At 52.8% G+C, this 13,749-nt stretch carries 13 protein-coding genes; all 13 read right to left on the bottom strand.

The window, feature by feature from the left end; genetic code table 11:
• Positions 1-28: 28 nt before the first annotated feature.
• Positions 29-625, bottom strand: a complete 597-nt coding sequence (rnhB, locus tag ABK821_RS03605) for a ribonuclease HII (protein ID WP_138362032.1) — start codon at positions 623-625, stop codon at positions 29-31.
• Positions 622-1,770, bottom strand: a complete 1,149-nt coding sequence (gene lpxB / locus ABK821_RS03600) for a lipid-A-disaccharide synthase (RefSeq protein ID WP_395033810.1) — start codon at positions 1,768-1,770, stop codon at positions 622-624. Before lpxB ends, rnhB begins: the two co-directional genes overlap by 4 nt.
• A complete protein-coding gene (gene lpxA / locus ABK821_RS03595) occupies positions 1,770-2,558 on the bottom strand; it encodes an acyl-ACP--UDP-N-acetylglucosamine O-acyltransferase (protein WP_138362030.1) in 789 nt (262 codons plus the stop codon). Before lpxA ends, lpxB begins: the two co-directional genes overlap by 1 nt.
• A 3-nt stretch (positions 2,559-2,561) precedes the next feature.
• Entirely contained in the window at positions 2,562-3,017 is a 456-nt protein-coding gene (fabZ, locus tag ABK821_RS03590; RefSeq protein WP_004145858.1) for a 3-hydroxyacyl-ACP dehydratase FabZ, read from the bottom strand.
• Between the two features lie 103 nt (positions 3,018-3,120).
• Positions 3,121-4,146, bottom strand: a complete 1,026-nt coding sequence (gene lpxD, locus ABK821_RS03585) for a UDP-3-O-(3-hydroxymyristoyl)glucosamine N-acyltransferase (RefSeq protein WP_308561766.1) — start codon at positions 4,144-4,146, stop codon at positions 3,121-3,123.
• Between the two features lie 3 nt (positions 4,147-4,149).
• Positions 4,150-4,635, bottom strand: a complete 486-nt coding sequence (gene skp / locus ABK821_RS03580; RefSeq protein ID WP_138362028.1) for a molecular chaperone Skp — start codon at positions 4,633-4,635, stop codon at positions 4,150-4,152.
• A gap of 125 nt (positions 4,636-4,760) precedes the next feature.
• Positions 4,761-7,190 (bottom strand): outer membrane protein assembly factor BamA, encoded by a 2,430-nt coding sequence (gene bamA / locus ABK821_RS03575; protein ID WP_138362027.1) that lies wholly within the window; start codon positions 7,188-7,190, stop codon positions 4,761-4,763.
• Positions 7,191-7,221: 31 nt separating this feature from the next.
• Positions 7,222-8,574 (bottom strand): sigma E protease regulator RseP, encoded by a 1,353-nt coding sequence (gene rseP / locus ABK821_RS03570; protein WP_142502985.1) that lies wholly within the window; start codon positions 8,572-8,574, stop codon positions 7,222-7,224.
• 11 nt (positions 8,575-8,585) lie between these two features.
• Positions 8,586-9,443, bottom strand: coding sequence for a phosphatidate cytidylyltransferase (gene cdsA, locus ABK821_RS03565; RefSeq protein WP_138362025.1), 858 nt, complete (start codon positions 9,441-9,443; stop codon positions 8,586-8,588).
• A gap of 12 nt (positions 9,444-9,455) precedes the next feature.
• The gene (gene ispU / locus ABK821_RS03560; RefSeq protein ID WP_138362060.1) at positions 9,456-10,214 is read right to left on the bottom strand and encodes a (2E,6E)-farnesyl-diphosphate-specific ditrans,polycis-undecaprenyl-diphosphate synthase; all 759 of its coding nucleotides are present in this window, start codon (positions 10,212-10,214) and stop codon (positions 9,456-9,458) included.
• A gap of 246 nt (positions 10,215-10,460) precedes the next feature.
• On the bottom strand, positions 10,461-11,654 hold the full coding sequence (gene ispC, locus ABK821_RS03555; RefSeq protein ID WP_308561770.1) for a 1-deoxy-D-xylulose-5-phosphate reductoisomerase: 1,194 nt from the start codon (positions 11,652-11,654) through the stop codon (positions 10,461-10,463).
• Positions 11,655-11,991: 337 nt separating this feature from the next.
• Positions 11,992-12,549: a ribosome recycling factor gene (gene frr, locus ABK821_RS03550; protein ID WP_138362023.1), complete on the bottom strand. Its 558-nt coding sequence runs from the start codon at positions 12,547-12,549 to the stop codon at positions 11,992-11,994.
• 335 nt (positions 12,550-12,884) lie between these two features.
• On the bottom strand, positions 12,885-13,610 hold the full coding sequence (gene pyrH, locus ABK821_RS03545; protein ID WP_004098747.1) for a UMP kinase: 726 nt from the start codon (positions 13,608-13,610) through the stop codon (positions 12,885-12,887).
• Between the last annotated feature and the right edge of the window lie 139 nt (positions 13,611-13,749).

Raw genomic sequence — 13,749 nt, 5'->3', positions numbered from 1 at the left:
TGCGTTACTTAATTGCTTGCATATCAATTCAGGATGCCAGGCCCAGCGCACGTTTCACCGGGCCGAAACTACGCCGGTATTGCTCGATGACACCATGTTCCAGCAGCTTTTGCAGATGAAAAGCGGTGGGATAACCTTTATGTTGCGCAAAGCCGTACTGGGGAAAGGCCCGATCAAGTTCAGCCATTTCAGCATCGCGTGTCACCTTCGCCAGAATCGACGCAGCGCTAATTTCCGCCACCCGGCTGTCTCCTTTAACAACCGCCAGCGAAGGCATGGGTAGTGAGGGACAGCGGTTACCATCAATCAGGACAAACTCAGGAGGAATACTCAGGCCAGCGACGGCGCGCTGCATTGCCAGCATAGTCGCATGCAGAATATTCAGCGTATCGATTTCATGCGGTTCCGCACGGCCAAGGCTCCAGCACAGCGCTTTTTCTTTGATCTCGTCAAATAGCGCCAGACGGCGTTTTTCACTTAGCTTTTTTGAGTCATTAAGACCGACGATCGGCCTTTCCGGATCGAGAATAACCGCCGCAGTCACCACAGCGCCAACCAGCGGACCGCGGCCAACTTCATCAACGCCGGCAACCAGACGGGCGTGCGGATAAACGAATTCCATCATTTTGCTAACTCCAGTACTGCATCCGCCGCCTGCTCATCAGCGTTGCAACGGATCTGCTGATGCAGCGTACGGAAAGTCTCATGCATATCGTGGCTGGCTTTGCTATCGTCCAGCAGCGGCTTCAGCGCATCGGCTAACGCCAGTGGCTGGCATTCATCCTGCAGCAACTCTTTCACCAGTTCGCGTCCGGCAAGCAAATTCGGCAACGACACATAGTCGGTTTTAACCAGTCGCTTCGCCAGCCAGAAGGTAAACGGCTTCATCCGATAGCCAACGACCATCGGGCATTTCGCCAGCATACACTCCAGCGCCGCCGTCCCGGAAGCCAGCAGCGCGGCATCACTGGCGATCATCGCATCCCGCGCCTGGCCATCAAGCAGATGCACAGCCAGATCCGGCGCTGTTTGCGCTTTGATGCGCTCAAACTGTTCGCGACGCTTTGCATTAACCAGCGGCACGACAATCTCCAGGTCAGGATAATCATTTCGCAGGATCTGCGCCGTTTTCAGGAAATCTGCGCTGAGCATCTCCACTTCCGCGCCGCGGCTACCGGGCAGTAGCGCCAGGCAGTGCGCCTCCCGGGCGATTCCCAGGCGATCGCGCGCCGCACCTTTATCCGGGTCCAGAGGCATCGCATCGGCCATTGTATGGCCGATAAACCGGCACGGAACGTTGAATTTGTCATAAAACGCTTTTTCAAAAGGCAGAAATGCCAGCACCAGATCGGTGGATCTGCCAATTTTGAAAACGCGTTTTTGCCGCCATGCCCAAACCGATGGGCTCACGTAATGGATCGTTTTAATACCCTGTTGCTTCAGGTTGCCTTCGAGCGTGATATTGAAATCAGGGGCATCAATACCGACAAACACATCGGGTTTAAGTTCGGTGAATCGTCGGGTCAGATCGGCGCGAATATGCAACAGACGACGCAGGCGACCGAGCACTTCAACAATGCCCATGACCGCCAGCTCTTCCATCTCATACCAGGCTTCGCAGCCTTCGGCCTGCATTAGCGGCCCCGCTACGCCAACAAAGCGGGCATCAGGTACGCGAGCCTTGAGTGCGCGGATAAGGCCGGCACCAAGAATATCGCCGGAGGTTTCTCCGGCGACCAGGGCAATCGTTAAGGGACGCTGTCCAGCCATTAACGAATCAGACCGCGCGTTGAACGCGCAAAGAAGTCGGTAAATGTCTGAACTTCTGGGTGCTGTGCCGCCAGTTCGGCGATCTCTGCCTTCGCTTCATCCAGCGTTTTGCCGCTGCGATACAGCAGCTTATACGCGTTGCGAATCGCGGTGATCGCTTCACGGCTGAAACCACGGCGCTTCAACCCTTCGATATTGACGCCAAACGGCGTTGCGTGGTTACCCTGCGCAATAACAAATGGCGGAACGTCTTGCGCGACGCCAGAGCAGCCGCCAACCATGACGTGCGCGCCAATAATGCAGAACTGATGCACAGCGGTCATTCCGCCGATGATAACAAAATCATCCAGCGAAACATGACCCGCGAGCGTGGCGTTATTCGCCAGAATACAGCGGTCGCCAAGCGTACAATCATGTGCCACATGGGCGTTGATCATTAGCAGGTTATCACTGCCCACCTTCGTTAATCCACCGCCCTGTACTGTGCCGCGATGAATGGTGACGCTTTCGCGGATGCGGTTGCGATCGCCAATTTCCACACGTGTCGGTTCACCAGCATATTTCAGATCCTGGTTAACTTCACCAATGGAAGCGAACTGATAGATCTCGTTATCGCAGCCAATTTTGGTATGACCGTTAATAACAACATGAGATTTCAGTACGGTGCCTTCGCCAATTTCGACGTCAGCGCCAACAATACAAAACGGGCCAATATGAGCATTTGCGCCAATACGAGCGCCGTCTTCCACAATAGCGGTTGGATGAATAAAGGCGGTTTTATCAATCACGTATCAGGCCTCCCGGCTACGGGCACACATCATCGTTGCTTCGCAAACCACTTTCCCGTCCACCAGCGCAACGCCTTTGAAACGCGTCAAACCGCGACGGGTTTTCTCAAAAGTGACTTCCATAATCATCTGATCGCCTGGCACGACCGGGCGTTTAAAACGCGCTTCATCAATCCCGGCAAAATAATAGAGCTCGCCCGGTTCCAGTTTTCCGACGCTTTTGAACGCCAGAATACCGGTAGCCTGAGCCATTGCTTCCAGAATCAGTACACCAGGTAAAATCGGCTTACCAGGGAAGTGCCCCTGGAAAAACGGCTCATTTACAGAAACATTTTTTACTGCGCGCAGAAAACGGCCTTCTTCAAAATCCAGCACCCGATCGACCAGCAGGAACGGGTAACGGTGGGGCAGAAGTTCCAGAATCTCTTCAATGTGCAGAGTATGAGTGTCAGTAGTCAAAATACTCTTCCTGTCAAATATACTAAAAGACAATAATAACACGGCCTGCAGCAATCCCATGGACGCAACAGGCCGAAAATTTAATGTGCCGGGCAGGGGGACACTAATCTTGTTGATTAACCTTGCGCTCAATGGCTTTGAGACGCTTGCTCATATCATCAATATTCAGCACTAATGCCGCGGTTTTACGCCAAACCTTGTTTGGTTGCAGCGGAATACCCGAAGAGTAAACCCCTGGCTCGGTAATAGGACGCATCACCATCCCCATTCCCGTCACGGTGACCTTATCGCAGATCTCCATGTGCCCGTTAATCACGCTGGCGCCACCAATCATGCAGTAGCGGCCAATTTTCAGGCTACCCGCCATGATTACACCACCGGCAACCGCGGTATTGTCGCCAATCACCACGTTATGCGCAATCTGGCACTGATTATCAATGATGACACCGTTACCGATCAAGGTATCGTCCAGCGCGCCGCGGTCAATTGTTGTGCAGGCGCCGATTTCCACACGATCGCCAATGATGACGCGCCCAAGCTGCGGGATCTTCACCCAGTTGCCGCGATCGTTGGCATAACCGAAGCCGTCCGCGCCAATCACCGTACTGGACTGAATCAGGCAATTTTCGCCAATCTCTATATCGTGATAAACGGTGACATTGGCCCATAAACGCGAGCCTGCACCTATTTTCGTATTTTTCCCAACGAAACACCCTGCGCCGATAATGACGTTTTCACCGAGAACCACGCCCGATTCGATAACGGCATTCGGCCCAATAGCAACGCCGACTCCCAGCTTCGCTGTCCCATCAATGACCGCGCTGGGCGCAATATCGTGCGCCGGCTGCGGCGTGGTATCAAGAATCTGAGCCATACGCGCATAGGTCAGGTAGGGATTGCGCACGACCAGCGCGGCACTATGAGCAAAAGGGAGATCATCCTGCGTCATCACAACGGCAGATGCCTGGCAAGCGGCCAGGCGTTCACGGTACTTAGGATTTACCATGAAAGTAATATGGCCCGTTTTCGCGGACTGCATGGACGCAACGCCGGTGATGACGATATCGCCATCACCGTGTAGTTCTGCATCCAACTGCCGGGCTAAATCAGCCAGTCGAATTGAAGGCATTACTTATTTAACCTGTTTCAGCACATCAGCGGTGATGTCTTTCACATCGCTGCTGTTGTATGCAACGGCATTGGAGTCGACAACCAGATCAATATCCTCATCTTTGGCAACTTTCTGCACCGCAGTCTGAATACGCGTCACCAGTTTGCCGCGCTCTTCGTTAGAGCGACGGGCGCGATCCTGTTCGAAAGACTGGGCTTTCTGAGAGAAAGTCTGGCGCTGCGCCATCACGTCTTTTTCCAGTTTGGTCCGGTCAGAGCCCGCTTTCATCGACTGCAGACGCTGCATTTTAGACTGCAGATCGCCTTCCATTCGCTGCAGCTCGCTGGCGCGGCCTTTGAACTCGTTTTCCAGCGTGTTAGAAACGCCAGTTTTCTGGGCAACCTGCTGGAACAGGCTGTTCATGTTAACCATTGCAATTTTATCTGCCGCCTGAGCGGACGTTACTATTGCTAACCCCAGACCTGCAGCTAATAACCACTTTTTCACAATTAACTCCTTACCATCCCATGAGTACCCTGGGGTACCGTTCTTTGCGTGGCCAGGCGATAACCTCGGTTATCGCCAATAGCCAGCGCTATACTGCACGCACATTCCATTGTCGCCAAACACAATTACCAGGTTTTACCGATGTTAAACTGGAACTGTTCAGCTTTGTCTCCATCGTACTTTTTAAACGGCTGAGCGTAGGAGAATACCAACGGCCCTAACGGCGACATCCACTGTACTGCGATACCCGCAGACATACGAATGTTGTTTGGATCGCTGTAGTCCGGATAACCAGCATACGCACCAGAATCCCAGTGAGTATCCCATACGGTCCCCATATCCCAGAAGACGGAAGTACGAACCGAGTTCGCATATTTATCACTGATGAATGGCGTCGGGGTGATCAGCTCAAGGCTGGCGACCGCCATGGCGTTACCGCCCACCGCATCATCAGACTTACATGGCGCGGTTTCCGTACTCTTACATTCATTATCATAGCTATCGTCGTCGTCATGACGGCTGGTCGCCGGATAGTACACAGCTTTAGGACCAATGGTATTAGACTGGAAACCTCGTACTGAGCTTGAGCCGCCAGCATAGAAGTTCTCATAGAACGGCATCTCTTTACCGCCCAGACCATTACCGTAGCCAAAACGAGTACGCCCCAGAACGACCCATTTATGATCGTCATCGATCGGCACATAGGTCGCCGTATCAAGGGTCGCTTTGTAGTATTCGTTATCGGAACCCGGGATGGTTACTTTACCGTTCAGGTTGACGCGCGAACCTTCCGTTGGGAAGAAACCACGGTCCAGTTTGTTGTAGGTCCAGCCATAGTTAAAGGTGAAATCATCCGCGCTGAACGAGTTTCTGTCGTTCGTATCGTCCGGGTATTGCCCCATCGAATGCAGATAACGCCACATCGCTACCTGAGGCTGCATATTCGACAACTTGTTATGCACATAGCCAAGACCCGCGCGCAGCGTATTGTATTCGTTAACCGGGAAGCCCAGCGTAACATCTGTACCATAGCTTTTGTTAGTATAGTCAGAGAGATCCGCATCGCTGGCATCGAAGTCGTTATAGAAAATACGACCACCGAGGCTGACGCCATCCACGGTAAAGTACGGGTTCGTCACCGACAGTTCAGTATAGGTCTGGTAATCATTTTTCGTGCCGCTAATCCCAACGGAGTAGCCGGTACCTAACCAGTTATCTTGTTGAACGCCAGCCTGGAAGCTCACGCCGCTCTCGGTACCGTAGCCGATACCGAAGTTAAAGCTACCGGTATTACGTTCTTTAACCTTATAGACGACATCAACCTGATCCGGACTCCCCGGTACGCGCTGCGTATCGGTATCGACCGTCTCAAAATAGCCTAAGCGATTCAGACGCTCTTTACCCTGCTCGACCAGATCGCTACCCAGCCAGGCACCTTCCATCTGACGCATTTCGCGACGCAGAACGGAATCCTTCGAGGTATCGTTGCCTTCAAAGCGAATTTTACGCACGTAATAGCGGTTGCCCGCATCAACGTTGACATGCAGCTTAACGGTCTTATCAGCATCATTGATTTCCGGCTGAGACTGAACTCGCGGGTAGGCGTACCCGTAGCGACCAAGGAGTTTCTTAATGTCATTCTCCATTTTAGTCACTTTGGTGCCGTTATACAGCTCGCCCGGTTCGACTTTGGTCAGCGCTTCAATTTCTGCCGAATGGCCCGCCAGATCGCCCGTCACCTGCACACCGGAAAGCTTATACTGATCGCCTTCGGTAATGTTGATGGTGATGTAGATACCTTTTTTGTCCGGCGTCAAGCTAACCTGCGTGGAATCAATATTGAAACGGGCATAACCGCGATCCAGATAGTAGCTGCGCAGCGTTTCAAGGTCCCCTGCCAGTTTCTGTTTCTGATATTTACGATCGCCAACCACGTTCCACCACGGCACTTCATCGCGCAGCTGGAAGGTTGAAATCAACTCATCGGTGCTGAATGCGTGGTTGCCGACAATGTTAATCTGCTGGATTTTCGCCGAGACCCCTTCCTGGAACACCAGCTTCAGGTCGACACGGTTACGTGGCAGCGGCGTCACCACAGCTTTCACGCTGGCGCTATACTTGCCAACACTGTAGTAAAAATCCTCCAGCCCTTTTTCGATATCAACAAGCGTGGTGCGATCGAGGGATTCCCCTACGCGTACGCCAGATGCCTCAAGGTTTTGCTTGAGCATATCGTCCTTCACCGACTTGTTGCCGGAGAAAGTGATGCTGGCAATCGTCGGACGCTCTTTCACCTGCACCAGCAGGGTATCACCATCGCGCAGAACACGGACGTCCTCGAAATTGCCAGTGGCAAACAGAGCACGAATGGTATTACTGATATCATCATCGGTTACGGTATCGCCAGGACGCACTGGCATACTGAGGAGGGCCGCACCAACAGCGACACGCTGCAGGCCTTCGAAATGAATGTCCTTCACCACGAACCCGTCAGCACCGTATACGGTTGCGCTGCTAAACAGCAGCGACGCTATGAGCAACTTTTTCATCGCCATCGTTATTATGCGTTCTTCCTAACAAACTCTCTTACAACCGAGAGAAATCATTGAAAAGTGCAAGCCCCATTAACAGCACCAGCAACAGAGAGCCAATGCGATAACTAAAGTCTTGAACTCGCTCGGATACCGGTCTGCCTTTCAGCTTTTCAAGCGCCAAAAACAGTAAATGTCCCCCGTCAAGAACGGGAAGCGGGAACAAGTTGATTATTCCGAGGTTCACGCTAATCAGCGCAAGGAACATCAGATAATAAATCAACCCAAACTCCGCTGACATCCCAGCCCCCTGGGCGATAGAGATCGGCCCGCTGAGGTTGTTCAGTTTGACATCACCGGTTATCAATTTGCCCAGCATCCTGACCGTTAACGACATCAATCGCCAGGTTTTATCCGTGGCTTCAGCGATGGCGGTAAACGGCCCGTACTGACGCACTGTCTTATATTCATCAGGCAGCGGGATGACCTTCGGTACCACCCCTGCAAACCCTTCAGCTTTGCCCCGGGTGGACTTCGTATCTGGCGTCAAGGTTACCGACAAAGGACTCCCCTGCCGTTCGATCTCCAGAACTAACGCCCTGCCCGGATTATCACGCACCAGATTAACAAACGTCATCCACTGTGTTAACGGTTGACCATCGACTTTCACGATCCTGTCGCCCGCTTGCAAACCCGCCTTCTGCGCCGCCGAGTGAGATTGTACTTCCGCCAGAACCGTATCGATCTGCGCGCTACGCGGCCGAATACCTAACGACGTGACCGGATCTTGTTTATCCGGCTCGAACGCCCAGTGCCGCAGATCGAGGATTTTATCCTGGCGTTGGTTACTCCCGAAAGGGGCGACGGTAACAATTGTCTGCCGATCGCCTATCTTCGCCACCAGAGCCATACGTACCGCATCCCAATCAGGCGTTTCGATACCATCTATCGCTTTAAGTTCCATACCTTTTGCAATTTGTGCCTGCGCGGCGATCGAGTTGGGCGATATATCGCCAACAACCGGACGAACGCCTGGAACACCGATAATGAAGACTAACCACCAGGCAAAAATAGCAAAAAGGAAGTTCGCAACTGGCCCGGCAGCAATCACCGCCGCACGCTGACCAACAGATTTGTTGTTGAACGCATAGTGGCGCATCTCTGGCGCCACTGGCTCGACGCGTTCGTCAAGCATTTTGACATAACCGCCCAACGGGATAAGCGCGATGACAAATTCTGTTCCCTGCTTATCATAGCGATGCCACAGCGCCTTACCAAAGCCAATAGAAAAACGCTCAACGCGGATGCCACAGCGGCGGGCAACCCAGAAATGGCCGAATTCATGGACGGTAATCAGCACGCCCAACGCAATAATAAAAGCAGCCAGATTCCAGAGAATGCTCAGCATAACACCTTCCGTCAAATCGTCCTGAATACTAACAATAGCAGGCATGCGAACACAGGTACCGCAGCCGTCAGGCTATCGATGCGATCCAGAATACCGCCATGTCCAGGTATCAGATTTCCGCTATCTTTGATGCCGGCCTCCCGCTTAAACATACTCTCGGTTAGATCGCCGAGCACTGAGGCCAGGGCCGCGACAACAGAACAAACCAACAGCACCGCAGGCGTAACATCCAGTTGCGCCCACCAACCGTAAACCCACGAAATCACCGCCGCCGTTAATAACCCACCGAAAAAACCCTGCCAGGTTTTACCCGGAGAAACCTTCGGCGCCAGCTTATGCTTGCCAAACATCTTACCAAACATATAAGCCCCGGAATCCGCGCCCCAGACCAGGATCATCACATACAGTAACCACAGCGCGCCGCTATAGTGGTCATCAGCATAATGCCAGGCCCGCAGCGCCAGCATACCCCAAAAGAAAGGGACAATGGTCAGGAAGCCAAAAATCAAACGTAATGTTTTTGAATGCCGCCAGAAGGCCGCTGAAGCGGGATAAGTGAGGACTAAAAAGAGTGCAGCGATCCACCAGCCAAATGACGCCCATAGCGCGCCTTCCACCAGCGGTTGATGAGCGTCATAATGGTATTCTGGCATCAGAAAAAGCATCAACGCCAGCAGCAGACCGCAAAGCAATGATAGCCAGACACGCTGGGCCGTTGAAGTGAAACCGCTAAATTGCCCCCACTCCCAGGCGGCGAGCATACAGACAACCAGCGTGACGATGGCAAACCCCGCGGGCGGCAATAGAAAAAGCGCCGCAATAACGACGGGAATTAAGACGAAAGCAGAAATCAGCCGATACTTCAGCAAAAGTGACCCCCATCAGTCATTGTTGCCACCCGGTTCAGTACCGCCAAATCGACGCTCTCGATTAACAAAGGCATGGAGTGCACCTTCAAAGTCCTCTTCCGCAAAGTCGGGCCAAAGAACATCCGTAAAATAGAGTTCAGCATAGGCAATTTGCCAAATCAAAAAGTTACTGATGCGATGCTCTCCCCCGGTCCTGATAACTAAATCGACGGGCGCCAGTTCATGCATACAGACTTGCTGACTCAGCATCTCTTCCGTAATTTGATCGGGTTGCAGCCCCCCATCCTGAACCTGCCTTGCCAGATGGCGAACGCCCTGGACAATATCCCAACGACCCCCGTAGTTCGCCGCAATGTTCAGGGTCAACCCCGTATTGTTCTCCGTCAACGCTTCCGCTTTACGGATACGATCCTGTAAACGCGCGTTGAAACGCGTCGTCTCGCCGATAATACGCAGCCGCACATTATGCCTGTGCAAACTCTTCACTTCGCTATCCAGCGCCCAGACAAACAGTTCCATCAGCGCACTGACTTCCTGCGCCGGTCGACTCCAGTTTTCACTACTGAACGCGTATAACGTTAACGCTTCAATCCCATTATTTGCCGCGAAAGAGACTGCGCGACGAACAGATTTCGCCCCGGCTTTATGACCAAAGGCACGAATCTTCCCCTGGCGCTTCGCCCAACGACCGTTGCCGTCCATAATAATGGCGACATGGCGACAGCCATGTGCAGGCGACATTTCGCTGACAGTTTGATTAGCAGACAACATCACGCGTTTTAAGTCCATAATAAGGATTAGCTAAGCTACCAAACACGGCCACAGGTCAGCGCTGGATACGCATTTTCATCCGGTGCCAGTGCTACGGCCAATCGCAGAGAACAACCAAATGCTTTACGCAAAAAAGCCGTGTCTTGCCACGGCCACCGTAATCTTTCACAACAACATGCAACGATCGGATGGCGCAGACTATATCACCGAAGCCCAGCGCCCACAAATATCACAGCGCGTATCAGATTAGCCCCTCATCGTCAGCAACTGACGCGCGCAGGCCCGGGCCATCGCGTCAATGGTGAGCACCTCATCAATACTTTGCGGGTCGTTCAGCGCCAGTTGATCGAGGACCGCCTGGTTTATCGCCGCAATATCGGTGAAGCGGATATCGCCATTCAGGAAGGCCGCCACCGAAACCTCATTCGCCGCATTCAGTGCCGTTGTCGCCGCCTGACCGACGTCAAAGGCGTCCATCGCCAGCTTCAGACAGGGATAACGCGCATAATCCGGCGCCGAGAAGCTCAGATTGCTCAACTGGCAGAAATCCAGCGGTTTCACCCCGGAACGAAGACGCGTTGGCCAGCCCATCGTGTGGGCAATCGGCGTACGCATATCCGGCTCGCCGAGCTGCGCCAGGACGCTGCCATCCTGATAACGCACCATCGAGTGAATCACCGATTGCGGATGAATCAGGACTTCCATTTGCTGCGCGGAAGCATTAAACAGCCAGCGCGCTTCAATATACTCCAGACCTTTGTTCATCATGGTCGCGGAATCGACGGAAATCTTGCGCCCCATTGACCAGTTTGGATGACGGCAGGCCTGATCCGGCGTCATTGCCGCCAGTTCAGAGATCGCCGTTTCCCGGAACGGACCGCCGGAGCCAGTGAGAAGAATCGACGCCACGCCATTAAGCGTTAGATCAGCATATCCGAGATGATGCTGAACGGTTTCCGGCATACTCTGAAAAATCGCATTATGTTCACTATCCACCGGCAACAAACGTGCGCCATTTTGCTGCACGGCCTCCATAAACAGACGACCGCAGGTCACCAGCGATTCTTTGTTCGCCAATAGCACCGTTTTTCCGGCACGAATCGCCGAAAGCGTTGGTACCAGGCCTGCCGCACCAACAATAGCCGCCATCACCTGATCAACGTCGTCCAGTGCCGCAACATCAGCTGCGGCTTGTTGACCGCTCATGACCTCAGTACGGCTGCTATGCTCACGCAGTTTTGTCCGCAGCAATTCAGCGCTGTGCGCATCATCCATTACCGCGTAACGAGGGGAGAATTCCAGACATTGTTCAACCATACGGTCAACATTTTTCCCCGCGACCAGCGCGGCGATGGAAAAGCTGCCGGGGTTATGACGCACCACATCCAGCGTGCTACAGCCGATAGAACCCGTTGAACCGAGAATGGTTAATTGCTTCATGAGGCGTCCAGAAGAAATAACGACAGGATAAAAAAGCAAAACGCCGTCAGCGCCCGCTGGCATCAATCATCAGGTTATCGGACGGCGGTGCCAGCCTTTGATATAACCAAAAGCGGCAAAACCCGCCATCTATACCCGTCATGCTTCACGTTGCATGTGCGTTGACAATACTCGCCCTTTTAGCGTTAACGCCCGCGCAGTTCAAAACGGTTAACCATTTTGCCCTGCAACGCGAATGAATTAGGGTATATACGCAATCCCGAAAATTGAGCGTACGGTCTCCTGTACGGCGTTTCAGATTTTACGCAGACGATTACGGCTACGTATCGGCAAAGAATCAGAACTGCATCAGTTCCGCTTCTTTTTCCGTCAGCGCCGCATCGACTTTTTTAATCGCGGCGTCAGTCAGTTTTTGTACTTCGTCCTGAGAACGGCGATCGTCATCTTCGCTGATCTCTTTTTCTTTCAAAAGAGCCTTCACTTTATCGTTGGCATCACGGCGAACGTTACGAACGGCCACGCGCGCCTGCTCTGCTTCGCCGCGAACGATTTTAGTCAGGTCTTTACGACGCTCTTCAGTCAGCGGCGGCAGCGGAACACGGATATCGCTACCGGCAGAGCTCGGGTTCAGACCGAGATCGGAAGCCATAATCGCTTTTTCAACCGCCGGGCTCATGGAGCGGTCAAAGACGTTGATTTTCAGCGTACGGGAGTCTTCTACCGTCACGCTCGCCAGTTGACGCAGCGGAGTCGGGGTGCCGTAATATTCCACGACAATGCCATCCAGCAGGCTGGGAGAAGCACGACCCGTGCGAATTTTGCTGATTTGGTTTTTAAACGCTTCTACGCATTTTTCCATGCGTGTTTCAGCATCTTTTCTGATATCGCTAATCACGTTACGAATCCTTGAAAACTTGTCTCAGTCAGACCAGACGGTCGCACACAACGGCAGTGTGCTAAGTATAGCCCTGTTAAAATAGTGCGGGTAAGCCCCGCGATTCTGACGCAGAATATTACTCTTATTTCTACACAAAATCATTCAAGTTGTATCAAGACGGCGACTGAGTAACAAATTCGCCAGGAACGAATTTGAACAGCCAGAGATTGCCCCCGGTGAGGAACAAAGACGCCCCTCATTTACCCCCCAGGCATTTGACTTCCGTAAGCGACAGGGGTGAGCGAAGACAGCCAACGCAGAGACAGCTTGAAGGATGAAGTGTATCACGGGAATTATTCCGTGATTAATGTTCCTTCTTTTTCACCCATCACCACACGACGCAGTGCGCCAGGCTTATTCATATTGAAAACGCGAATAGGCAATTTGTGGTCACGCGCCAGGGTGAATGCGGCCAGATCCATCACCTTCAGCTCTTTATCCAGCACTTCGCTGTACGTCAACTGATCGTACATGGTGGCTGAGGGATCTTTAGCCGGATCTGCGGTAAACACACCATCGACTTTTGTTGCTTTCAGCACAACATCGGCCTCAATCTCAATACCACGCAGGCAGGCCGCAGAGTCGGTGGTGAAGAAGGGATTACCGGTACCCGCAGACAGAATAACCACCCGGTTATTGCGCAGCAGACTGATGGCTTCTGCCCAACTGTAGTTGTCACACACGCCATTCAGCGGAATGGCGGACATCAGACGGGCGTTCACATAGGCGCGGTGGAGCGCATCGCGCATCGCCAGACCGTTCATTACGGTGGCCAGCATGCCCATGTGGTCGCCCACAACGCGGTTCATACCCGCTTTCGCCAGGCCAGCACCACGGAATAAGTTACCGCCACCAATCACCACACCAACCTGAATACCCAGTTCCACCAGTTCTTTGATTTCCTGAGCCATACGATCCAGTATGCTTGCATCAATACCGAAGCCTTCCGAACCCTGCAGAGCTTCGCCACTCAATTTAAGCAGAATACGTTTATAGACGGGTTTTGCATTGGTAGCCATGTTTCTTTCCTGAGACTGTCAACGATTGAGATGAGTTAATTCCGGCGACATTGTATGTCGACTTTCAGCATGCCCACTAGAGCGACTGGCTGATTTTACACATTAAGCACAAAAAGAAGCCGCCCTCAGGCGGCTCCTT

Origin of the sequence: Klebsiella sp. KE9456, assembly GCF_043832615.1 — a bacterium.
Taxonomy (GTDB): domain Bacteria; phylum Pseudomonadota; class Gammaproteobacteria; order Enterobacterales; family Enterobacteriaceae; genus Klebsiella; species Klebsiella indica.
The sequence above is the reverse complement of the archived record's forward strand: the minus strand, read 5'-3'. Positions and strand labels throughout refer to the sequence as shown.